Genomic DNA, 23,325 nt, shown 5'->3' with positions numbered 1-23,325 from the left:
ATTACCCATTGAAATGAAAAGATATATCATTATTGCCTTTTTTAGTTTATTTATTACTTCAGCTTTTTCGCAAACAGCACAAACTCCAAAGCCACCGTTTTGGGACGATGTACAAGTGATAAAAAAGTATGATGGCATGTTTGCAGCCCCGCAACACCCTATAGTATTTACAGGAAGCTCTTCTATCCGTAAGTGGGACGACGTGGAATATACCTTTGCTGAATACGCCGCTTTAAACCGCGGGATAGGCGGCGCGGTAACTAACGATATTACCCGTTACGTAAATGATCTTGTATTTAAGTATCAGCCAAAGCAGATCGTGATTTATGTTGGCGAAAATGACCTGGTGGCAGCTAATGCGATAGTTAACGTCGATTCAGTATACAATCGTACCATGATATTATATCAAGCTATTCGTGCTAAAATGCCTGAAGTACCGATTCTTTATATTGGTATGAAACCAAGCCCGTCACGCGAAAAAATAATGCCCATGGAGCTTGAATTTAACGCCAAGATGAAATCTTTCTTCGCTGCTGATAAAAACGCCGTTTTTGTTGATGTATACCCATTGATGCTTGACAACGGCAAATTAAGGCCCGAATTATATGTCGGCGATAAACTCCATATGACCAAGTTAGGCTATGCCATTTGGGAAAAAGCGGTGAAGCCGTATTTGATTAAATAATCGGATACAAGACCTCACTTACTATTTCAAGTTCAACGCTTGTGTGTATCCTTTGTCAGACAGTTTAATGGTATAATCACTATTATTAACACTATATTGCCAATCGCAGTTATTTTTATAAGTGGGATGCCATTTTCCGATTAAATTCATTCAGCCAAACCATACTGCCAAATCTGGTCCAGTGCGTATCTGACCGTTGGTAAAGTTTATCTTTTTCCGAACTTTTTCTAAAGACATCATAGATGCCAAATACTTTTAGCTTTAATCTCGGATCATTTTCTAATCTTGGTATTAACTGGTTATACTTTAATCCGTGGTAATTGGGGTAAAGAATAGTGGTTGGATTGGGTATTATGGATAAATAAACTTCGTCAAAACCTAGACGCTTATAATGTTCATAAGCAACATTCAAGCTTGTTATAATTGCCTTTAATTCTTTATCCTCAATTGGCCGATAGGAGCTTTGAATAAATGATGTATCAACTGTAGACTGATACAACAGATATTTACCATCAGGCGAAACTAATGCATCTACATACGTTCTGTTGAAAATATTAAAAGTCATCTTCGATTTTAGCTGTTTTAATGGCCTCAAGAACCGATAATCCCAAAGGTTGGTCTCATAGTCACCGTCTAAGTTTTTAATATTGAAATGAAAATGAAAGCTATGCGCCTTTTCGGCTGCTTTCGTTTCATTTATTTTCTCCTTTAAAATAGTTAGAAACCCTTTTAAGTGGGAAGAATCCGCCAGGCTTGTTCTAATATTTCTTTCAACGCATTCTATCATTACAATATTTCTCTGTGTTGTATCTAAATGAACGGGAAGCACATCTCCATTATTTGAAAATGCGTACCCGCATTTATTAGCCCCACAGAAATAATCTGGATGTTTAAAAATATCCTCGGTATAACTATCCGTAAGCGCATAAATATTGTAACTTTTATTAGTACCACTACAATCAGGTTTTCGAAGAATGGATGTATCTGATACACAAAATTGAGTTAAACAGGTAAAGCCATAAAGGTCACCTGCGGCACCTTTGTCTGATCCCCACCATTTTTCACGAACGGACGTTTTGTTCCTTAACCCAAAAAAAGAATTGGTCAGTTCGCTAACCGCGCTTGCAATAAATACAATGCTTGCAAAAACCAGTATTAAAATTCCAATTATCTTTTTCATGTCTAAAATTGAAAATAGATAAACTGTTTGTTGTTAAACACACCAAAGAAGTAGCAGCTAAAAATGATTATCGAAAACAGCATAATGAACGAAAGATTCTTTTTGGTTGGAATAGTGAGGTAAAACCGCTCTTTTAAACAAAGCAGAGCGATAAGGAATACCGAGAACCATATTTCGTTATTATTTAATGAGAATTGAACCTGATCATGAACATTTAAGTGAAAGATACTTTTTAAAATATAAACAGCATCTGAAATATAAGTTGCCCTGAAAAAAACCCAGGCAAAGGATACCAGTAAAAAAGTGAATATAATTTGTAAAAACGTTTTTAACGGGTTGGGTTTAAACTTATATCCCCAATGTTGCAAAAATTTATTAAAGGCAATATGTACAATCAAAAATGCACCGTGGAGCGCTCCCCAAACAATAAAAGTCCAATTGGCTCCATGCCAAAAACCGCTGATAATAAAAACGATCATCAGGTTAAGAAACCACCTGCTAACCTTTACCCTATTACCACCCAACGGTATGTACAAATAATCCCGAAACCATGTTGATAGTGATATGTGCCAACGTGTCCAGAATTCATTTACAGAGCGCGAGAAATAAGGGGCTCTGAAATTATCCATTAGGGTGAAACCCATTGTCCTTGCCGCCCCAATCGCTATATCTGAATAGCCCGAAAAATCACAGTAAATTTGAAAGCTGTAAAATAGTGTTGAAACTAATAGTGTAGTACCGGATTGTGTTTGCGGATGCAAATAAGCACCATCAACAAGTATAGCGAGCCGATCTGCAATAACCACTTTTTTAAATAAGCCTGTAGCCATTTGCATTAACCCGGCTTTTAAATTATTAAAATCAAATGGATGTTTTTCGTAAAACTGATGGATAATATTTTGAGGTCTTTCAATAGGTCCGGCAACAAGTTGCGGATAAAACATCACATAAAGGGCATATATTCCGAAATGTTTTTCCGCTGCCTGATTGCCCCTGTATACCTCTATAGTATAACTCATAGCTTGAAAAGTATGAAATGATAAGCCAATGGGCAGCAGTATTTTAAGGTATGACAAAGAACCATGCCCATTTAAAAGCACATTGATATTTGAAGCAAAAAAGTTATAATATTTAAAAATGGCTAATACACCAATGTTAGCGATTAAACTTAAAATCAATAGCGACTTTCTTTTTTTCTTATTTGGCGTTTTTTCAATCGCAAGGGCAGCGTAATAATCTATAACTATTGTAAACGCTATAATTAACAAGTATGCGGGCACAAAAGTGATATAAAAATAACAACTGGTAATAAGAAGTAATATCCACCGCCTGGTGTCTTTTACCAAGAAAAATAACGGCGTAACTATTAAATAAAAGAAAAGGAAGGGCAACGAATTAAAAAGCATGCAAAATTTGATTATTATATTTGTACAATTAAGGCTTCCTATCGGTTTATATTAAAATGATGCGCTAATTGATCGCTATTGATTTTTCAAATCTATACTTTTGTCGGTAAAGTCGCCAATATTTTTCTTGACGGCCTCAATGGAAAAGTTGAGCTGGTTATTGAGAAAAGAAAGGTGTTAAAGCTTAAAATAAGCTAATTAAAACTAGCCTAAAATAAAGATATATAATTAAACATTATATATGTAGAATGGTGTTTTTCCAGTTAGAATACGTGTATTAATTATAAGATATAGTTAAACTAAACCGACCGATACCAATATTATGTACGGCTAACAAATCTCTAAGTTCATCTTCTGCTTCTTTATCAATTGCGCTTGTTGATATTAAAACCATATCCGGTTTAAACTTTTGACATATCTTCAGCAACTGCGTTTTACCTCCGTATATTTTATAACCATACAAGAATTGATTATACTTTGATGGGTCATCATCGATCCATCCAATTGGTTTTAATTCGTGCCGGTGATTTTGCAAAATTTCTTTTATCAATAAATATCCACTGTCGCCTGCTCCGTAGATCATTACCTTTTTCTCCGAATTTCTGTTTCTATTAATTAATTCGCTTAATGATCTATAAAATAGTCTTGAAAAAACTATACCTGTAAAAGTCAGCAGAAAATCGAATATGAAAAAGTACAGTGTATAGGTGCCCGTTCTATATTTTAGATACAATATAATTACTAATATAATTGTTGCTATACAAGTAAAAATAAAGTATCCTGCAACCTCTAAAACTTCCATGTAACGCCACATGCGATAATAAAGATTACTTAAATATAACACAGTAATTTTTACGCAGATAAATGTGGCCAGCACAATATAATCATATTCTAAATTAACCTGGGTAGCCTTGGTAGCAAAAAGAAAGGCACAGTAAATTATTAAGATATCAGTACAAAGGCCAATCATTAATTTTTTATGGAGCAAGAAAAAACGAAGGGTGAAGTTATTATCTACGTTTAAACCTTGTTTTTCCAAATAGGACAACTTCTCTGGCGATTCGTTATAAACCTTTACCTTAGAAAGCAATAAGGAAAACGCAACTGAAAAAATAATGAGCAAAAGCACACATAAAAACAGGTTATTAACCTGGATGCGAGACATAAGCAAACATAATACACCCCATATAGCACTAATAATATACAAAGTGAAGACAGCCTTCTTTTCGCTTAAACCAAGGGCTACTAACCGATGCGAGGTATGATCCTTTCCACCCTGATCTATCCGCCGGCCGGCCGCAAGGCGCTTAATAGTTACCAATGTGGTATCCATTATAGGTATTGCCATTAAACTTATAGGAATTAATAACATTAACACTGGCGATGATGAACCCATTTTTCCTTGCACCGCTATACTCAAAAATGATAACGAGAAACCAAGAAATAAGCTCCCGGCATCGCCCATAAATATTAAGGCAGGTTTAAAATTATAGAACAAGAAACCAATAGTTGATCCCGCAATGGCAAAAGCGAAACCAGCCAATGCATATTCGTTATTTAAAACAGCTAAAGCACCCGAAACTATCGCGACAATGGCTGATATCCCCCCAGCTAAGCCATCCATATTATCCAACAGATTTATTGCATTAGTTATACCTATAACCCAAATAAATGTTAATGGGATCCCCGCCCATTCCAGCAACCCACCGCCAAAAATGTAACCGTTATATATTAAAACAAAAGAGCACGCTATTTGTGCCACTAGCTTAATAACAGGTTTTATTTCTCGTACGTCATCTGCCCAGCCTACTAAAAACATAATAAATGCCGCAGCGTATACCATCCAATAATTTGTCTCTAATGTGCCTCCCACACTTAACATGGTAACACTAAAAGCCACGAAAATACCAATCCCCCCCATTAACGCTGTAGGGTTTTTATGCCATCTATCGTTACGCGGAAAGACAACCCATCCTTTAAACCTTGCTAACTTGATAACAAATGGCATAACTGCAACACATGTCAATAGCGAAATACAGCCCGATAGAATTAATTTAAGCTGAAAAGACATTTAAGGATTGTGATTGGGCAGATATGTAATACTTAAGTTCTAAAACTTTAGAAACACCTTCTTCAATAGTTAATAAATCCCTGTTTAAAACCTGCAGCATTTTTGAATTATCAGGCTGACGACGCGTCATATCTCCCTCTTTTAATGCTTCGAGATGAATTATCGAAGATAACGAGCCTGTTATTGCTATTACTTTTTGGGCGAGTTCAAGAATTGTCATTTCTTTTGAGTTACCAATATTGATAACCTCATTTATATAAAGCGACTCTTCAAAAATCTTGGTGGTGGCTTCTATATTATCATCTATATAACAAAAGGTACGGGTTTGGTCTCCATCGCCATATATGTTGATATCCTGGTTCTTTAATGCAGCGTTTAAAAATTTAGACACTACAAAATCGACACTTTGTTTAGGACCATAAGTATTGAAAAATCTAAAAATGGTAAATTCCAAGCCAAACTCTTTATAATACGACTTGAAAAAAGCCTCTCCAACGTTTTTTACAATGGCATACGGCAACCTTGAATTTAAGGGTGTTGTGTGTTCATTTTGTGGAAATTCTACCGGCTCGCCATATACTTCAGAGGATGAGGAGTAAAATATACGTTTAACACCTATATTTTTTGATAAACTTAAAATATGCTTTATGCCTTCAATGTCCTCTAAAACAGCAATCGGATTTTTTAATGTACGCGCCACACCCACCAGTGCTGCATAATGAAAAACGTAATCAAATTTAAAAGCCAACATAATAGCTGATAAATCCGTATAACAATTCACATCACACTCAATAAATGTAAAATTGTCATATCCCTGAGGAAGATTATGAAGTGAACCTGTAATCAAGTTATCAACCACAACAACCTGATATCCTTTCTGCACTAAATGGCAGGCAAGGGCGCCTCCAACGTTGCCTGCTCCACCGGTTATTAAAACTTTAATCATTTAACTTTAATTAGGAAGCTAAAGTTAGTTTTTTTCTTTCAATAGAAAGCTATATAAACTTTCTATTTCCTGTACTAGACGAAAATAAGAATAATTTTCAATTACAAATTTTTTTCCGTTTGCGCCCATCTTATCTCTAAGCTCTTTATCTTCAACAAGTTTTTTTAGTTTAAAAACAAAGCTCTCTGGCGTTTGTTCACATAAAAAACCGCTATAACCGTCTTTTATAACATCCTTTACACCGCCTACATTTGTACTAATCACGACTTTTTTGGATGCCATGGCTTCAATAATGCTAACAGGTGTACCTTCATTTAGTGATGTTAACGCCGCAATGTCCGATCCTGAGTTAATTACGTCGATATCTTTGCGCCAGGAAGTAAAAATTATATCTGCCAAATAATTGCTATCGGCAACTCTACAAAAGCTAAGTTCTGTTTGTTTGATCTTATCAATTAATGGCTCCATTAACTCGCCATCGCCAACAATAAATGCTTTAAATTTAAGTTTTGGTTTTTGTTGTTTAAGCATTTGTAATGCTTCAATAAAAAGGCAATGATTTTTTATAGCTGTAAGCCTGCCTGTAATAGTAATCACAACCTCATCTTCCTGTATATTATAAAAACTTCTGAATTGTTGCCGTTTTTCGTCAGAGTTTTGCGAAAATCTGTCTAAATCAAACCCCAACCTAATTACATGAACTTTATCAGCAGGTGCTATTTTGTACTTATTTACTAAATCGTTTTTTTGCTGATCGCTTATAGCAACAATAGCAGTACTTATACTAGCTAAATAGCGCTCGATAGCAAGAAATATCTTGGTTTTGAGCGGAGAAAAATACCCATCAAACACATTGCCATGATAGGTGTGTATAATTACTTTGGGACGGTTGCGGTTATGGTAGGCAGCCAAACGCCCCAATACGCCTGCTTTTGCTGCATGGGTATGCACAATATCAGGCTTATATTTTAAAACTTCATTCTGGATATATTTAAAAGCTTTATAATCGCGTTTCAGATCAATGCTTCTGTACATATCTGGAACAAACTTATAGGGGATACTTAAATCATTAAGTACATATTCAGAACTTCCTTCAAAAGGCTCTTTGTGCCCGGCCAGTACTTCAGTGTGGTATTTTTTATTTAAATATTTTGAAAGATAAGCAACATTTAAAGTTGGGCCGCCAACGTTTAAGCGGTTTAATATTCGTAGAATTTTAGACATACATACAACGCTATTATTATCTGCTTATTTAACAAATGGATACCGAAATTATTTCTGCTATATTTCAGGCAATAAAAATACTGAAATATATTTTGTTATTTTACACTCCTTATAAGCATTAAATTATCTGATTTGAAATGGCGGACATTACTGCACTCGATTATATTTTACTTCCCTTTTATTTAATCATAATTTTTAAAATAGCTTATAATGTTCGCAATAAATATTATCCAGAAAACCACCCGTTCAAGCCTTATTTTATACCCGCATTAATAGCTAAAATAGCAGGCTCAATATTTATTGGGTTGATATATGCTTATTATTATAATGGAGGCGACACGTTTAATTTTTTCTTTGTTACCAAACTAATAAACTCAACGTTTATTGACACCCCCGATAGCTGGTTTAGATTGATTACGCATAATATTAACGAGAATAATATTACCGACCAAAAAATAGTTTCAAGTATGTTTTGGTATGATGATACACCATCCTACACAACAGCGTGCATTGGTGCAATAATTGGCTTATTTTGTTTTACTAAATATTTGATAATCAACTCAATTATTGCAGTAATATCATTTATTGGGTCATGGCTTATGTTTATAGCCTTTGCTAAGCAATATAAAAGCATAACAATGTATATCGCTATCGCTATTTTGTTTATGCCAGGTCCGCTGGTGTGGGGATCTGGCTTGTTTAAAGATAGCTTTTGTATGTTTTCAATAGGCTGCCTAGTGTACATTTTTTATGTTTTGTTTGAAGAAAGGCGATTTAAATTTTCTTTAGTGATACTGTGTTTAACCGCCGTAACTCTGCTACTACTTATTAAAGCATATATATTAGTTGTATTGTTACCTACGTTAGTTATAAAAACTATACTATCATTTAAGAAAAAAGCAATTGAGCAAAAAAAACAATTGATGTTTTATTTTGTGCTATTTATTTTTTATTTAATTGTTTCCTTCGCTATACAAAGGGCGGCATCATATCTTTCCACTTTTTCAACTGCAAGCGTATTACAAACTGTAAAAAAACAAAAGGATTATTTATTAAACAAATCATTAGATGAAGATGGTTCAGCATATGATCTGGGAGATTTTGAACCTTCAGTAAAGGGAATTGCCAAAATGATAGTACCGGCAATTAATGTAGCGCTATTTAGGCCATATCCCTGGGAATCAAAAAGTATTGTACAATTGTTTAATTCGTTAGAGTCGACAACAGTATTATTGCTTACACTATTTTTATTGGTAAGACGAAATATATTTATAACAATTAATAATATTTACAAGGACCCTAATTTAATAATGTGTTTATTTTTTTCGTTGTTATTTGCATTTATTGTGGGGGTTTCAAGCTATAATTTCGGTTCGCTATCCAGATATAAAATTCCATGTACACCTTTTTACATGCTTTTTTTAATGATCCTGATATTTAATAATCAGACAAAAGACCCTGTAACACCAGCTATAGACCACCAGTAGGTTCTTTTTCTCTGATTCCGCGTAGCGCGAATATGACCTTCTTGGCAAAAAAATTATTGTTAACAATAAAATTATAAAGCTTTGGATAGGTTTTGGGCCTAGCCTCTTTCATTTTCAAATTAAAGGCATAGCTGCTTTTTAAAATAGCCTGGTGGTTCAGCCTAAATGTAAAATCGTAATTTACCCATTTATTATTTTCGTAAACTTGTAAAAGCGTGTGATGCGCCACGTTATCGTAACCAATTAAATCCACCAGACGTGTTTTATATCCTAATTTATGGTCAAGTGTAGCCATAACAATAGCACCCTCATCGCACCATAAGCCTGTATGGTTTTGCATTAAATACTTTGGGGATGCATAAGTGCTGTGGTACATATAACTTACTGAACTAAACTTTTTGGTGGTCCATTCAAAAACGTCCTGCGGCGTTTGTAAATTGTTTCCAGAAATTACTGTAGTGTAATATCTATCGTCACTTGCCAAATAACCTGCATACATAACAACCAGCAACAAAAAACTTATAACGATAAATGTAAATCTGCTTTTCACTTTACCTGTTGTTTTAATAAATAACGCCGCTGTTATCTACATTTCTTAAAGCTATTGGAGCATAAGGTTCAGTACCCGCTTGTACCTTTATAGGTAATTTCACGTTCACTATAAAATCTTTTACTTGTATTAAACAGTCCCAATTACCATCATTATCCGTATCAGCAAGGGTCAAAAACGCCGCACTATCTTTAGGAATAAATATCCCATAATCACTTTTTTTAATATGGTCAGGAAGATTTTTAGGGCAGTTGTAAGTCTTTAACAATTTACCGTTTGCTACATCGTATTCATTTATAGTTAGGAACTTATTATTATAACTAATGGCAAATAGCACTATTTGACCGTGAGTTGTATGCACCCCAAATGATATTTTAGGGATAGTGTATAGTACATCGCCGCGTTTGTTTAAACACATCGTTTTGTCGTCCTGGCAAACAATTAGTTGTTTTTTATCTTTTAATACACCTTGCACACTCCACGGCACTTGTTTAACTATCGTTCCGTTAAGGCCATTAATTATATATATACTTGCTTCTTTAACGTCTGTACTATCGGCAAATGCGACAACATCATTTTTTCCATCAAAATCTACATCTAGTAATTGATGATTTTGAAAACCGGTATCTCCAATTTTAGGTGACATCCATAGCATCTTACCAGTTTTTAAATCGCGCGCAATGATCCTATCAGCAAATTGGGCATTATATACAGCATGGCTGCCATGAATTATTGATGTATATTTATTGGCTGGTAATAACCCTACGGCAGGCCTGCTTGCACAGTCATCAACCCCTGCTATTGATGGAAAAAGAAATGAACCATCAGCTTTGATAACGTTAATGGTTCCACGCGAATAGGGCGCATCTCGCGTAATGGCAACCACCACTGGCTCTCCATTTAATTTACTCACTGTTAAACCGCCCTCTAAAAAATCACCAGATAAGTTAGTGGCCCATAACATTCGCTTATCATCCTCTTGCTTGCCCGTTTTTAAAGCATATACCCTTATAGGCAACGTTGTATGTGTACCAAAAACTAATTCCTTTTTTCCATCGCCATCCAAATCGAATAAATCAACTACCCTCCCGCCAACTACGCCAAATGGCAATTTCCATTTCCATAGTGTGTTACCGCTTTTACCGTCAAGTGCATATATATTGCGTGTATAGCTGCCTAAGTATACTTCAGGTTTCCCGTCGTTATCCGTATCATCTACGACTGGGATGGGATAAAAACCTACTATATATTCGGGTCTGAAAGCCCAGGATATTGCTATGTTATCTGTATCGGTTGTGTTTGTATATTGGATAAGTTTTTCGGGGATAAAACCAACCTTATATTGCTTCATTACCCTGTATAAATTTTTATCGCCCAATAGCTTTATACCTAATACCCTTATTTGTGGGCTGGATCTGAAAAAATACAGTACGCCTATTGTACCTGATAATAATGCAATTATTATAACGGTAATTTTTATTAAAGGTGATTTAAAATTAAATTGCATAATAGCTATTTGATAAGACTATTAAAAGTATCTAAATAATGTTTCAAATTAGCCTCAACCGAAAAAAATGTTTCCGCATGCTTTCTTGAATTGATGCCCATCTGTTTTCTTAAAACTTCATTAGTTATTAGTAACTCCAATTTTTTTATCCACTCATCCTCAGTACCTACCAAAAATCCATTATAGCCGTTTTCAATCACTTTTAAATTAGGGCCTATTGCTGATGCTATAATTGGGATACCTGCGGCCATATATTGCACTAATTTGCCCCCACTTTTTCCATATACCCATTCTTCATCGGGTAATGGATGAATGCCAATATCAAAAAGGTTCATATTAGGTATCTCACTCTCTGGCGTCCATTTGAGTAATTGAACGTCTACCCCATCAATACTAAAAGTATCATCGCCCATGATCATGATCTTAACATTATGCGCAGCCACTACTTTTTTTAATACATTATCTAGTAAGTGTACATATTTACTGGTGGTATGGCTACCGCTCCAGCCAATATTAACCACGTCCGACTTTTTATCTGGAATAATATATTTTTCAACATCAATAGTGGCCGGTATTAATGTAACCTGGTTATTTATTTTTCGGGAATAATCAAACAATTTATCTGTGCTCACTAAAACATGGTCGGCATGTTTCATCAAAAAATCAACCTTTAAACTTGATTTTAAAATACTTAAATACCAATTATTGGGGCTTGAAGCCGCCTTGTATATCAAATCATCAATATCATAAACTAACTTTTTTGAATATTTACGTAACAACCATTCATATACCGGAAATCCGAAAGGAGTACCCCATAAATGCAAATACACTACATCATATTTGCGTATAGTTGCTAAAAGCATGTAACGTTTGATCCATGCCTGCACAGTGTAATACAACTTGCTAAAATAATAACCCTTTTTATATACAATTGCCCAAAAATCTTCATTTATAAATGGCTCGTAGGCAATACTTAAGCCGCTATTTTTGAAAGCGGAATAATACTGTTCAAATTTAAGCCGCTGGCTTGGAGCTTTATCAAATGGGTAAGGTACAATGAAAAGGACTTTTGTATTCATTATTTATGTTCAGCTGCAATGTATTGCAATGATGTTAATTATTATTGGATGTGAGCAGTAAAGCAAACTCGTTTTTACTAATAATAAGGTCTGACCGGTCAATATCCTTGTGTTTATTTCCAATTTTCAAAAAGCACATCTCATATTTAAGCTTAGCGGCTTGAGCTAAACGATAATAACATCCATTAATTAGATCATTGGCGGTTACCTCTCTATATAATTCAACCACCCTGGCACCCTGCTGCATAAATACTATATTAGTTAGGGCGGCGCCATGTATAGCAATTATTTCTACCGCTTCTGAAAATAAGGTAACTTGTTCTTGAAAACTTAATAATTGAGGCTCAATAATTTCATATCCATTTTCAATTAAAAGCGGGTAAATGTCTTTTTCGTTTACTATTCTTCGCAGCGTTTCATTGCGTCGGCTGATGTAAATTTTCCTGAAAGGGTTTGATGAAGTAGAAAGATAAAAATCTTTAAGTTGCTTTATATGTTCATCATAAAAGAAACCCGACTTAGGATTATTAATTACCACCCCATTAGGGATGTGGTATATACATTGCTCTTCTAAATATACTATATCCTTAAATTTAAATTTATCTAATGATTGCTTCGCGAATGCGGAATAAGATGCAGGTAATAGCAGTGTATACTCGCTGTAATTTGCGTTGAAGACTATCAGTTTCAACAATGCTTCGGCCAACCAATGATGATAGCCTTGTGACCAAAAATTGTGAATGATCAAATATTTCTCATCCTCTAATTTTACTTTTTTTGAGAAGAGAAAATGCTTTAAAGCGTATAACCTAAAAAAGCCTAATTGATAGCTACCAAATAATAATTCTTTTATTAGTGATAACCTTTTAAATCCAACTCCTGCTGTGGTTAAATAAAAATTAGTGTAAGGTTTAGCGGTAAGAAACTTAAGTGCGTTATCATTGTCTTGCATATCAATATGGAGCGTTTGCAGATATTTTTTAAGCTCGTCTGTATTCATAACTACCTATATTGATTATATAGCACCGATTATCCGTTATTTGATTTGAACCACTTATAAAATTCCTCCAAGCCTGCTTGTATTGATACTTTGGGGGCATAGCCTAATAATTGTTTTGCTTTTGAAATATCCGCGTAGGTGATATCAACATCACCGGGTTTTTTATCAACCCTATTAATTTGCATGGGCGAATCAGATATTTCACCTATATGTTCAATTAGCTGGTTCAATGATACCGGATACTCATTGCCCAGGTTCACTATTTCAAAAACATTACTATTAGCCATAACATGTTCAATTGCCAATAGTATCCCGTCAACTGTATCGCTTACGAAAGTATAATCCCTTGAAGTCAACCCATCCCCATATACCTGGATGGGTTTGCCTGAATCTATCAGTTTGAAAAATTTATGTATAGCCAGGTCAGGCCTTTGCCCAGGGCCATAAACGGTAAATAACCGCAGACAAATAATATCCTTTTTATTAAGGTGATGGGCGGTTTTACATAATAATTCGCCTGCTTTTTTTGTAGCTGCGTATGGGGATATAGGCGAATCTGTTGCAGCCGATTCTACAAATGGTACTACATCGGTATTACCATATACTGATGATGATGAAGCAAATACCAATTTTTTAATAGCATTTGTCTGCATGAAATTTAAAATTGCCTGTGTGCCTTGTATATTGGTATCTACATAGGCCGAAGGGTGATTTATAGATGGCAATACCCCTGCCTTTGCGGCAAGGTGTACAATACAATCAACATTCTTTGATAAATTCAATGTGCCAATATCGAGAATTGATGCTTCAATGAAAGTATACAACGGGTGCTTTAAGGCAGTACTTATATTACCCTCTTTAATATCGCGCGGATAAAAATTATCAAAATTATCAATACCAATTACCTCTGTACCAGCATCCAATAATTTATTCACCAAATTACTCCCAATAAAACCAGCCGCACCTGTAACTATAATTCTCTTCATTTATATCAATTTACCTTCATTTATTTATGCAGCTTTTTAATTCTTTAATATTTGTTTATAAATATCAGCATAAAATTCAATCCCCTTTTCAATGCTACAATATTGATACGCCTCTTTCCGCATATCATCAGTTGTTTTGGTAGTATTATTAAGTAGTTCAAATACGTCAAAGCATTTGTCCTGAGCAATATCATCAACAATAAAAATTTCCAGTTCAGATTGCAGTGAATCTATATCCCCTATGCTCCCGTAAACCAATACAGGCAATCCACATGCTAGATATTCGCCCATTTTGGTAGGACTACGGGCTATATTTGACCAGCTTTTTGAATAAAAAACAAACCCCAAATGGCCAATATTTAAATACTGATGTACTTTTTTAAATGGCGATTCAACAATTGATAACTCGTCTTCATTAATATTAAACTTATTAAGCAATTGACGCCCTTCCGTGCTTAAAGCGTCCTTGGTTAAAAGCAGCAAATGGGTATTGGCATAAAATGACTTGTAATATTGATAAGCCTTAAATATTAAATCAATATTATAACTGCCACCAATTGCCCCGGCATAAACAAATACTTTTGCATTCGGCCTAATGCCCAGTTGTTGCCGTAATTCTGATTGTTCGTTTGAATTAGTCACTTTAAACAAATCAAAATCAACACAAGTTGGTATAACACCAATTTTTTGCGGGGCGATGTTTTTATGATCAACTATGTATGATTTTGCTGCGTTAGTGAGACTGACAATCTTATCTGACTGTTGATAATATTGATCTTCCTTTGATTTGAAGAAAGAGACGATACGTTTATAGATCAATTTTTTGGTATTCCACATTCCGCCCTCTATCCGTTCCTCTATCCAGAAGCCGCGCATATCAAAAATAAACTTGATATTACCCTTGGTTATCCTTTTTAAATACAAGCCAACTAGCGCTGAGATATAACTACGACAGTGAATAATATCAAAATGCTTTATCCGGTTTAGTTCAGCAGAATTTTTACGCATTTTCCACAGATCGATAATAGTAGAAATGACCGGTGGATTTTTGGTATACATAAACGGATGCCATGCAATATTATGCTCGTCAAGCACTTTTTTAATATCATCTTTTTTTAGGGCATAGGAGGTTTCCTTTTCAAAACTTATAAGGGAGATATTATACCCCTTTTTACTTGTGCCTTTTAAGTAACATACTACCTGGCTTTCACCAAGTGCATCTGTCATTCCATCATACGATAGGTATAATACCTCTTTAGGTTTTTCAATCATTCATATAGGTATTATACCACATTTGAAACATTAACAAATACCAAACTTGTAAATGCTTTTCTGTGCGGCCACTATAAAATTGGTTTAATATGTTTTCAACGTCAATAACCGAGAATAAGCCATGCTGGTTCAATTTATCTTTGTTTAGGTTTTCAAATACCAGGCTTTTTAATTCATTATTCAACCACTTTTCAATTGGTATACCAAAACCCATTTTTGGCCTGTCCATTAATACCTGTGGCACATATTTGTGTACAATTTGTTTAATTATATGCTTTTTATCGCCGTTATGATATTTGTAGTTTGAGGGTAATTGGGCGGCCCACTCAATAATATGATGATCTAAAAAAGGTTCCCGACCCTCCAAACCAACAGACATGGTTGCCCTATCCACTTTTTGTAAAATATCATCAACCAAATAAGTTTTATAATCAACCCCCATCATATAGGCTAATGGGTCATTGTGTAAATCAAACTGATCACAATCATGCTCAGTTACTAATCCTATAAAAGGTTTTGCAAATAATTTGTCTAACTCGGTATTAGTAAACGTTTGCGTTAAATTTTTCATTAATTCAGCCGGCGATGGATCATTCAATAAGTTTTTAAATTTGGTATACCTGCCATGAAAATTTTGCCGGTTTTTAAAACCCGGTATTTTTTCTGACGATATGTTATCCATTACATACGCGGCTAGCTTGCGTATTGGCTTGGGTATAGCGGCAATTTTATTGCCATAGCGGGCTATATAATCATACCTATTATAGCCTGCAAATACTTCATCCCCGGCATCTGCTGATAAAGCTACGGTCACTTTTTCGCGCGAGAGTTTACTTACGAGCATTGTGGGTATAGCGCTGCTATCAGCAAATGGCTCATCGTAAAAATGGGGCAATTGCGGTATAATTTCAAGCGCTTCTTTTGGGGTGCAATAATACTCTGTATGATCTGTACCCAAATGCGCGGCTATTTGTTTAGCGAAAGGAGCTTCATCTAAAGCGCTTGTTGTAGTGCCAATGGTAAAAGTTTTTAGCCTTTCGGCACTGTCTTTTTGCAATAATGTGGTAACACAGGTGCTATCATATCCACCGCTTAAAAAAATGCCTACCGGAACATCCGAAACCATCCTGTATTGAAAAGCTTTTTGCAAAATGCTTTCAGTTTCTGTTATGGCTTCGGGTAATGAGATAGAAAGTTTGGTTTTTTTATAGTATTCATAAACATCCCAATACTGTTCAATTTTTACTGCTTTGGTAGCTAAATTTAACTTTAAAATATGACCAGGTGCAAGTTTATAGGTATCATTATAAATACAATGCGGATAAGCTACATAACCATATTGCAAAAAATTAGCTACTGCGCTACGGTTAATTTCTTTTATAAAGCTGGGGTGTTTAGTGATTGCTTTTAACTCTGATCCAAAACAAAATAAATTATTATCATAAGAATAATAAAGTGGTTTTACGCCTGCCCTGTCCCGAATTGCTGTAACCTCATTAGTCTCTTCGTCATATAAAATAACAGCAAACATACCTATCCATTTATGGATGCTGGCAGCGCCCCATTGCTTCCATGAATGTAAAATTACTTCTGTATCTGAATGGGTTTTAAACTCATGCCCAAGTTGTATAAGCTGCTCGCGCAACTCGGCATAATTATATATTTCGCCATTAAAAACAACATGCAGTTTATCATAATGCATAGGCTGATCGGCACTGGTGCTCAGATCAATAATTGATAAACGCCGGTGCCCTAAGCCAACCTGCAAATCATCTTTTTGCTGATAATACTCCCCCTGCCCATCGGGGCCGCGGTGTTGCATTGACAGTGTCATTAAACTTAATATCTCTTTTGAGCTTTTGTTGGTAAAATCAACAAAACCGGCTATTCCACACATTTCATTTTCTTATTAAGTATTTTAATATAGCCAGGGTTCTTTTAGTATATATTATGGTTGGGCTCAATTTAAAAGCAGTATTAAAAAGATTCAAACATTCCTTTTTCTTACCTTCAATACTATAATAAAGCGAAGCTAAAAAATACATTTCGGCGGTCACTTTTTTTATAATATTTTTTTGCGCATTATCGTGGGTCAAACTTGCCAAAATAATATTTGTACTTTTTAAAATATTATCTCCAAAAGCGTTTGTCATACTACGGTTATCATGTTCAATAATTGCTGATGTTACGTTTGGCAAACCGGTTATTGGGTATTTTATGCTACTGCGTATCCACAACAACCAATCTTCACCATAAGTAAGTTGCCTGTTTTCAGAAAACCGGAGCATATTAAACTCTTCTTTTCTGATAAAAACATTGTTGCAGCTAAGTATATTATTTTTAAAAATACGCTCATTTAGTAAACCTGTATGAATAACAGATTGACCAATTTTATCCATTTGGCTATTTCTTCTATCATAACCTGTATGAAAAATTATAGCATCATTATTTAATTGTATGTGATCAAAAGCGGTTTGCAGATGGTTATCATACGCAATATCATCACTATCAAAAAAATTGACGTATTTACCTTTGGCTAATTTAGCACCATAATTTCTTGTAGCGCCACGTTCCTCATTTTCCTTCCAGTAATAGCTTATAATTGGGCTGTGAAAAGCATCAATTACGGCTTTAGTATTGTCATTTCCCCCATCGTCAACAACTATAATTTCATAATCTTTAAAGGTCTGATCCAATAAACTTTGGATAGTCCCCCTAATCAATTTTTCACGATTGTAAGTAGGCACTATTATCGTAAACATTACTTCGGGAACTGTGGCAGCTTTTATGTTCACAAGCAAGATTAAAAATTATTACTATTGCCGGCAGACTTGCCGATGTAAGTAAAATTGTTACCGCTTTTATATATACATTTATCTACCAGCATTGATAGCTTAGCTATCGAAAAGAATGTAAAACTTTTAATAGAGTTACATTCAGCCAGCTTGACCGGGAAAGGCCATGGATGCTCTTTAACTTGGTATTTGATTGTTTCAAATCCGGCGTCGTTAATGACGGCTAATTGATTATTGTAGTTGGAAAAAAACATATGCCAAGGCGTATGTGAAACCTTTTTACCTGACTTTTTGCGTACAGAAAAAAAGGCTTTCCTAATAGCACCAGCCAGTGTAAAATTATCTTCTAAAGGGCCCTCCATTACAAGCAACCCTTCCGGTAAAAGCTTACTTTTAAAAATTTGTATCATTTCTCGCGGGTTGGTTAAATGCTCTAACACGTTGCCCAAAAAGATTATATCAAACCGTTCGTCGCTTTCAAAAAATTGGGTGGTAGATAAAAAATCATTCTGCGGGAAAGCGGCTTTTAAGCTCTTCACCAAATCAAGATTAAACTCAACACCGGTTACCTCATAACCTTTGGCCATAGCTTCCAATAAAAATTTACCCTCGCCACAACCGTAATCCAATACCTTACTGTACTTTCCGCTCTTTTCAATATCCTTAAAAAGCCAGTCGTAACGACCAGTTGCGGCAGTAGCAAAAGCCCCCTGGTAAGTAATGGGATACATTTTTTCAAAATCGTCGTTATTAGGAAATGGGCTGATGTAAACCAGATCGCAACTGGCACATTTTAAATAACTAAATTCTTTATTATTAAACAAGGTACTCTCATAGGGAGAGTTAACAACTTTATCAGAGCCACAAAACAAACACGCCATTTTATAATATTATCTCAATTAACTTAAATATAAATCTATAGTTTTTTTAATAAAAAGGTCAAGGCTGAATTGCTTAACATCCTGTTTTCCATTAAAAATCAGTTTTTGCCTTAAATCGGCATCATTAATAATACGTTCGGCAGCTAAAAATATTTGTTCACTATTTTTATAATCAACAACTAATGCATTTTTTTCATTTACAATAAACTCATTTGCCACGCCAGACAAGGTAAATACTGAAGGCACTCCTGATGCCAGGGCTTCAATATAAGTTTGTCCAAATGCTTCTACTGTATCATCAATTGGTACATGTATGTATAAATTAAAAAGCCTATAAAGAGCTTGAATATCACTTTCAAATCTTATTTCTGTATAACTATCTGACGGTAAAAATTCGGAAAGCATTTTTTTTATTTCAGGCAAGTATTCGCCAACGGTATTAGCAAATACAAAATGTGCATTTGGTACTTTTTGTTTCAATTTTGCAAATGCCGGTATAATGTATTGATATCCCTTCCATATCGTATATCTTGAAATTACACCTACTATTACCGCACCATCGGGAAATTTGTATTTACTTTTTATAAGGTTAATTCTATCCGCGCTAATAGTATCAAAACCATCCAAATCAAAACCATGATGAATCAATGTTATTTTATTTGGTGGCACTCCTTCCATATTAATTAAAACCCTACTGGTTACTTCTGATATAGATATGATATCTGTAACTAAAGAATTAATCAGTTTATCTATTTTAACAGAGTTTTTATGATATAGATGATTAAATGTAGAGCTATGCCTGGTGTATATACGCTTTTTGATGCCACATATAAAAGCGGCAGTTTGTCCGTATACATCAGCGTCTCTTAAATTTGTATGAACTATATCCGGATTTGCGCTTTTAATTTTACGGTATACCTTGTATAAAAATACAGGTGCCTCCATCTTGCTTTTATAACTCATTCTATGTACAGGAATATTTATTTTTACAAGAAATTGTTCCATTTCACTTTCATTTTTATTTATTAAAATAAAAGATAGCTTAAAACCATTATTTACCAACCCAATAGTGATCCACTCAATGCCCAGTGATTTTTGTATATCATGTAAAATAAATAAAACGTGCTTTTGCATACGGTTCTATAGGTCGGTATTTTTTATAAACTTAGCTGGCACGCCGCCCCATACCTGGTTTGAGGGTACAGATTTAGTAACTACCGCCGAGGCCGCTATAATACAACCTTCGCCAATAGTTACCCTTTTAAAATTGTTGCTTTTGAAGCGATCCAGGAATTTTTGTTAATAAGTACAGGTGCAACGTTATAAGCACTAAAACCTGATTCTTTGTTTTCAGGATCAGTAGCGTGATCCTGATCGCGTATAACTACCATTTCGGCAATGGCCACACCGCTTTTTATTACGATGCTTAGCTTAGCAGCAATATGTGTATATCTACCTACAGAACTTCCCTCTATTTCAAGTAAGGCATTTTCATCTGCAAATAAATGCGCGCCCATTAAAATATGAGAACTTTTTATTAGCATCCTTCCTCCATCAACGCAAACAATTTTGCAATTTTTTTCGATTACGCTTTGGCTATCAATCTCAAGCCCCGGGTACTTCACCCTAAGCGAAAATTTTCTATAACCATTGGCTATATAAAAACTTACATGGCTTATGCCCCTAATGAATTTTGATAAGTATTTATATAGTGTAGGCATTATACTGTGCTTCTTTTACTGAAAATATTTTTAAAACCTATGACACCCTGCAGAAGCTGTTTAAAAGGTGACTTGCAACACACCAGATATAAGTTCGCTGTAAAATCATTAAGGTTATTCACCATATCCTTAATTTCAAGCATTGCATTTTCATCAATGTATCCTTTAACATAACAAATGACGGCATACTTTACTTTATCACGTACCTTGTTATTTCGTATTTCTAATACTTTGTCTTTACCGCCATCCATTAAGTCCAATAAATATTGGTTTTTTAGTACAATAATGTAATTTTCAATAATATCATGTATCTCCGTTAACAGATCTAATTGTACTATTTTTTGTGCTGCTTTGTCGCCGGTCCATATTCTAACTTTACCTAATACCTGGCCTACATAACCAACAACAGCGCCAGCAGCTAGTAACCTCAGCGCAAAAGCCATATCGTATGCATATCTTATTGGCTTATATCCGATCCCGTCTATTTCAAAATATTTATCTTTTCTGATAATATCGCCATTCATCCATACATCCTTTAAATATATAAAAGAATTTAAAAATTCTTGAGTTGTATAATAGCCGGTCCGATAGGTTTCGTCTCGCTGGTATACTAAATGTTGCTCGGTAAATGCATCAATACAATCGATGTTACCAAATGCAAAGGTTATGTCGGGATAACGGTTAATAAGTCCCATAAGCTGCTCTATACACTCGGGCTCCAACATATCATCTGATGATAAAAAACTTAAATATTCTCCTGTTGCATTTTCAGCTGCAAAACAAAAATTGTCAATCATCGAAAGATGTTGTTTTGGCTGACACGATACAACATGTTTAACCTTCTCAAACTCTGCGATAACCTGCTGAACAGTATTATCCGTACTTAAATTATCAGATAGTACTATTTCAATATTTGGATATGTTTGATTTATTGCAGACGTTATCGCTTCCCGTAAAAAATGAGGCTTCTGATTATAAATTGGTATTAAAATACTAACTAAAGGCAATTGGGTATTATTCATATTATGATTTTAAAATGGCTGTTCTAACTCTTTTTTTTAATTCTCGCATTTCAGATATAAAAAAAGACGATATAAAAACAACCAGTAAAAATATTATGCCTATGCCCCATAAATTAAGTTTTAATATTTCGGGATATTTGTTTACAATCAATTTAATAACAGTAATACTTATTAAATTTGGCAATAGCGGAATAAAAACGTCATTTATGCACCAGTTTTTTAATTCCCCCTTTAATAATGTGTTATGAATTATTGGTATAGTAATTAACAAAGAGCCTGTGTTTACCGCCAGCCAAACAAAAGTTCCCCCAACCGCACCGTATAAATGTACCCACCAAAAAAGCAGAGGCACTAAAATTATTGCTGCTATTAAATTTTGATAGAAACTAAGGCGGGTTTTTCCGTATGCTACTTGCAATAGATAAGGTATTACCATTAAGCTGTTAATTATAGTACCTGTAACCAAAATCTGAACCATTAAAGTGGTTTTTGCAACAGTAACCGGATTTTTCGTCCAAATCAGTAAGATGTTACTTGCAAAAAATATCAAGATTAACCCCACAGGAAAAACAGTCAATGCTATTAATCTGCAGGCTTTATGATATGCATTTATCAGGCCAGGCCGATCATTAGAAGTTACAAAAGCCGTTAAACGCGGAAATATAGCCGCATTAATGGGATTGACTATCATATTTATGCCACCAGCTACTGTAAAGGCTAATATATAGTAAGCAAATTGGCTTAAAGGTAAAACCTTACTTAAAACAATTTTATCAGCTTGCATTAAAAGAAAACCGACTATACTTATAGAGGTCATACCGGCAGCAAAACGCCAAATTAATTTTAACTGGTCTTTTGAAAATTTTGGCCACGTGTTAGCTTTTGGCAAATAATACCATAAGCCTGTTCTCATAGCAAATACGTATATAAAACTTATTATGGCCTGCCATATAAAAAAAACTTCAATTGTAGGCGCCACCAGCCACAATAACAGAACCACGCCTACTGACCGTAAAGTTGTCATACATACCATTATTGTGTTATCTGTTACCTGTTTATCTAAACCGTACATTCCACCATTATATAAACTTATGGGCCATTGAAAAGCCATTACTGCCCCCATTAAAATAACAGCTTTACTTACAGTTTGGACGGGCAAATTCTTAGCTTGTAACCAATGAGTGGCAATAGCTGGGGCCAAAGCAACAACACATACTGCTATTAATAAACCTATTGACCAGTAAATACACTCTAATGTAAATACAAGATTACGAACCGTAGTTGCATCGGTCTTTTCAACTCGTGCTTTGGTTAACTCTCTGTTTAAGGTTGTACTTAAACCCAGATCAAGCAGCCCCATTGAGCCAATAAGTGTGCTGTAAAAACCTACTAATCCGTATGATTCGATTCCCAAAAACTTAATGTATAATGGAACCATCACAATACCAATACCGGCTACCCATGCACGTCCTAAAAAATTAGCGGCAATATTTATTGAAAGTTTCACGGTTAT

The 23,325-nt window shown here is 34.8% G+C and carries 20 protein-coding genes; 2 read left to right on the top strand and 18 right to left on the bottom strand.

Going from position 1 to position 23,325, the window contains the following annotated elements:
* The first annotated feature begins 13 nt into the window (after window positions 1-13).
* On the top strand, window positions 14-685 hold the full coding sequence (locus ABIB50_RS03460; RefSeq protein ID WP_429377278.1) for a GDSL-type esterase/lipase family protein: 672 nt from the start codon (window positions 14-16) through the stop codon (window positions 683-685).
* 115 nt (window positions 686-800) lie between these two features.
* Here the strand turns inward: ABIB50_RS03460 and ABIB50_RS03455 are convergent, their stop codons facing one another.
* The 5 genes from ABIB50_RS03455 to ABIB50_RS03435 all read right to left on the bottom strand — a co-directional run bounded on the left by ABIB50_RS03455 (window position 801) and on the right by ABIB50_RS03435 (window position 7,512).
* A complete protein-coding gene (locus ABIB50_RS03455; protein WP_429377276.1) occupies window positions 801-1,865 on the bottom strand; it encodes a hypothetical protein in 1,065 nt (354 codons plus the stop codon).
* A gap of 2 nt (window positions 1,866-1,867) precedes the next feature.
* Window positions 1,868-3,145 carry an MBOAT family O-acyltransferase gene (locus ABIB50_RS03450; protein ID WP_429377274.1) on the bottom strand — a complete coding sequence of 426 codons (1,278 nt, stop codon included), beginning with the start codon at window positions 3,143-3,145 and terminating at the stop codon, window positions 1,868-1,870.
* Between the two features lie 403 nt (window positions 3,146-3,548).
* Window positions 3,549-5,279: a hypothetical protein gene (locus ABIB50_RS03445; protein ID WP_429377272.1), complete on the bottom strand. Its 1,731-nt coding sequence runs from the start codon at window positions 5,277-5,279 to the stop codon at window positions 3,549-3,551.
* Between the two features lie 46 nt (window positions 5,280-5,325).
* Window positions 5,326-6,288 (bottom strand): NAD-dependent epimerase/dehydratase family protein, encoded by a 963-nt coding sequence (locus ABIB50_RS03440; RefSeq protein ID WP_429377271.1) that lies wholly within the window; start codon window positions 6,286-6,288, stop codon window positions 5,326-5,328.
* 24 nt (window positions 6,289-6,312) lie between these two features.
* On the bottom strand, window positions 6,313-7,512 hold the full coding sequence (locus ABIB50_RS03435) for a glycosyltransferase (RefSeq protein ID WP_429377269.1): 1,200 nt from the start codon (window positions 7,510-7,512) through the stop codon (window positions 6,313-6,315).
* Window positions 7,513-7,649: 137 nt separating this feature from the next.
* Here ABIB50_RS03435 and ABIB50_RS03430 point away from each other — a divergent pair, with 137 nt between their 5' ends.
* Window positions 7,650-8,999, top strand: a complete 1,350-nt coding sequence (locus tag ABIB50_RS03430) for a hypothetical protein (RefSeq protein WP_429377268.1) — start codon at window positions 7,650-7,652, stop codon at window positions 8,997-8,999.
* Here ABIB50_RS03430 and ABIB50_RS03425 read toward each other — a convergent pair.
* The 13 genes from ABIB50_RS03425 to ABIB50_RS03365 all read right to left on the bottom strand — a co-directional run bounded on the left by ABIB50_RS03425 (window position 8,983) and on the right by ABIB50_RS03365 (window position 23,319).
* Window positions 8,983-9,549: a transglutaminase domain-containing protein gene (locus tag ABIB50_RS03425; RefSeq protein ID WP_429377267.1), complete on the bottom strand. Its 567-nt coding sequence runs from the start codon at window positions 9,547-9,549 to the stop codon at window positions 8,983-8,985. The genes ABIB50_RS03430 and ABIB50_RS03425 overlap by 17 nt on opposite strands.
* Before the next feature lie 13 nt (window positions 9,550-9,562).
* Window positions 9,563-10,900: an FG-GAP-like repeat-containing protein gene (locus ABIB50_RS03420; RefSeq protein WP_429377265.1), complete on the bottom strand. Its 1,338-nt coding sequence runs from the start codon at window positions 10,898-10,900 to the stop codon at window positions 9,563-9,565.
* A gap of 161 nt (window positions 10,901-11,061) precedes the next feature.
* Complete coding sequence (locus ABIB50_RS03415; RefSeq protein WP_429377263.1) at window positions 11,062-12,135, bottom strand: glycosyltransferase family 4 protein; 1,074 nt, start codon at window positions 12,133-12,135, stop codon at window positions 11,062-11,064.
* Between the two features lie 34 nt (window positions 12,136-12,169).
* The gene (locus tag ABIB50_RS03410) at window positions 12,170-13,135 is read right to left on the bottom strand and encodes a glycosyltransferase family 61 protein (protein ID WP_429377262.1); all 966 of its coding nucleotides are present in this window, start codon (window positions 13,133-13,135) and stop codon (window positions 12,170-12,172) included.
* A gap of 29 nt (window positions 13,136-13,164) precedes the next feature.
* Window positions 13,165-14,121: an NAD-dependent epimerase/dehydratase family protein gene (locus ABIB50_RS03405; RefSeq protein WP_429377261.1), complete on the bottom strand. Its 957-nt coding sequence runs from the start codon at window positions 14,119-14,121 to the stop codon at window positions 13,165-13,167.
* Window positions 14,122-14,157: 36 nt separating this feature from the next.
* Window positions 14,158-15,393, bottom strand: coding sequence for a glycosyltransferase (locus tag ABIB50_RS03400; protein WP_429377259.1), 1,236 nt, complete (start codon window positions 15,391-15,393; stop codon window positions 14,158-14,160).
* Window positions 15,386-17,290, bottom strand: coding sequence for an asparagine synthase (glutamine-hydrolyzing) (asnB, locus tag ABIB50_RS03395; protein WP_429377258.1), 1,905 nt, complete (start codon window positions 17,288-17,290; stop codon window positions 15,386-15,388). The genes ABIB50_RS03400 and asnB overlap by 8 nt, the downstream gene beginning before the upstream one ends.
* 1 nt (window position 17,291) lies before the next feature.
* Entirely contained in the window at window positions 17,292-18,188 is an 897-nt protein-coding gene (locus tag ABIB50_RS03390; protein WP_429377256.1) for a glycosyltransferase family 2 protein, read from the bottom strand.
* An 8-nt stretch (window positions 18,189-18,196) separates the two neighbouring features.
* Window positions 18,197-19,069, bottom strand: a complete 873-nt coding sequence (locus ABIB50_RS03385) for a class I SAM-dependent methyltransferase (RefSeq protein WP_429377254.1) — start codon at window positions 19,067-19,069, stop codon at window positions 18,197-18,199.
* A gap of 18 nt (window positions 19,070-19,087) precedes the next feature.
* Window positions 19,088-20,203, bottom strand: coding sequence for a glycosyltransferase family 4 protein (locus ABIB50_RS03380; protein ID WP_429377253.1), 1,116 nt, complete (start codon window positions 20,201-20,203; stop codon window positions 19,088-19,090).
* Between the two features lie 119 nt (window positions 20,204-20,322).
* A complete protein-coding gene (locus tag ABIB50_RS03375; RefSeq protein ID WP_429377252.1) occupies window positions 20,323-20,586 on the bottom strand; it encodes a hypothetical protein in 264 nt (87 codons plus the stop codon).
* A 203-nt stretch (window positions 20,587-20,789) separates the two neighbouring features.
* A complete protein-coding gene (locus ABIB50_RS03370) occupies window positions 20,790-21,812 on the bottom strand; it encodes a glycosyltransferase family 2 protein (protein WP_429377250.1) in 1,023 nt (340 codons plus the stop codon).
* Between the two features lies 1 nt (window position 21,813).
* Complete coding sequence (locus tag ABIB50_RS03365) at window positions 21,814-23,319, bottom strand: lipopolysaccharide biosynthesis protein (protein WP_429377248.1); 1,506 nt, start codon at window positions 23,317-23,319, stop codon at window positions 21,814-21,816.
* Between the last annotated feature and the right edge of the window lie 6 nt (window positions 23,320-23,325).

The organism is Mucilaginibacter sp. UYCu711 (genome assembly GCF_050433825.1).
GTDB lineage: Bacteria > Bacteroidota > Bacteroidia > Sphingobacteriales > Sphingobacteriaceae > Mucilaginibacter.
This window is presented reverse-complemented; position numbering and strand designations above follow the sequence as displayed.

What these genes read in the sequence shown, in the direction of transcription:
- ABIB50_RS03375 (WP_429377252.1), bottom strand. Translation starts at nt 20,586, where the DNA reads ATGGGCGCGCATTTATTTGCAGATGAAAATGCCTTACTTGAAATAGAG.
- ABIB50_RS03410 (WP_429377262.1), bottom strand. Translation starts at nt 13,135, where the DNA reads ATGAATACAGACGAGCTTAAAAAATATCTGCAAACGCTCCATATTGAT.
- ABIB50_RS03445 (WP_429377272.1), bottom strand. Translation starts at nt 5,279, where the DNA reads ATGCCATTTGTTATCAAGTTAGCAAGGTTTAAAGGATGGGTTGTCTTT.
- ABIB50_RS03440 (WP_429377271.1), bottom strand. Translation starts at nt 6,288, where the DNA reads ATGATTAAAGTTTTAATAACCGGTGGAGCAGGCAACGTTGGAGGCGCC.
- ABIB50_RS03405 (WP_429377261.1), bottom strand. Translation starts at nt 14,121, where the DNA reads ATGAAGAGAATTATAGTTACAGGTGCGGCTGGTTTTATTGGGAGTAAT.
- ABIB50_RS03420 (WP_429377265.1), bottom strand. Translation starts at nt 10,900, where the DNA reads ATGAAGCAATATAAGGTTGGTTTTATCCCCGAAAAACTTATCCAATAT.
- ABIB50_RS03430 (WP_429377268.1), top strand. Translation starts at nt 7,650, where the DNA reads ATGGCGGACATTACTGCACTCGATTATATTTTACTTCCCTTTTATTTA.
- ABIB50_RS03455 (WP_429377276.1), bottom strand. Translation starts at nt 1,865, where the DNA reads ATGAAAAAGATAATTGGAATTTTAATACTGGTTTTTGCAAGCATTGTA.
- ABIB50_RS03385 (WP_429377254.1), bottom strand. Translation starts at nt 19,069, where the DNA reads ATGGCGTGTTTGTTTTGTGGCTCTGATAAAGTTGTTAACTCTCCCTAT.
- ABIB50_RS03400 (WP_429377259.1), bottom strand. Translation starts at nt 15,393, where the DNA reads ATGATTGAAAAACCTAAAGAGGTATTATACCTATCGTATGATGGAATG.
- ABIB50_RS03415 (WP_429377263.1), bottom strand. Translation starts at nt 12,135, where the DNA reads ATGAATACAAAAGTCCTTTTCATTGTACCTTACCCATTTGATAAAGCT.
- asnB (WP_429377258.1), bottom strand. Translation starts at nt 17,290, where the DNA reads ATGTGTGGAATAGCCGGTTTTGTTGATTTTACCAACAAAAGCTCAAAA.
- ABIB50_RS03370 (WP_429377250.1), bottom strand. Translation starts at nt 21,812, where the DNA reads ATGAATAATACCCAATTGCCTTTAGTTAGTATTTTAATACCAATTTAT.
- ABIB50_RS03380 (WP_429377253.1), bottom strand. Translation starts at nt 20,203, where the DNA reads ATGCAAAAGCACGTTTTATTTATTTTACATGATATACAAAAATCACTG.
- ABIB50_RS03435 (WP_429377269.1), bottom strand. Translation starts at nt 7,512, where the DNA reads ATGTCTAAAATTCTACGAATATTAAACCGCTTAAACGTTGGCGGCCCA.
- ABIB50_RS03460 (WP_429377278.1), top strand. Translation starts at nt 14, where the DNA reads ATGAAAAGATATATCATTATTGCCTTTTTTAGTTTATTTATTACTTCA.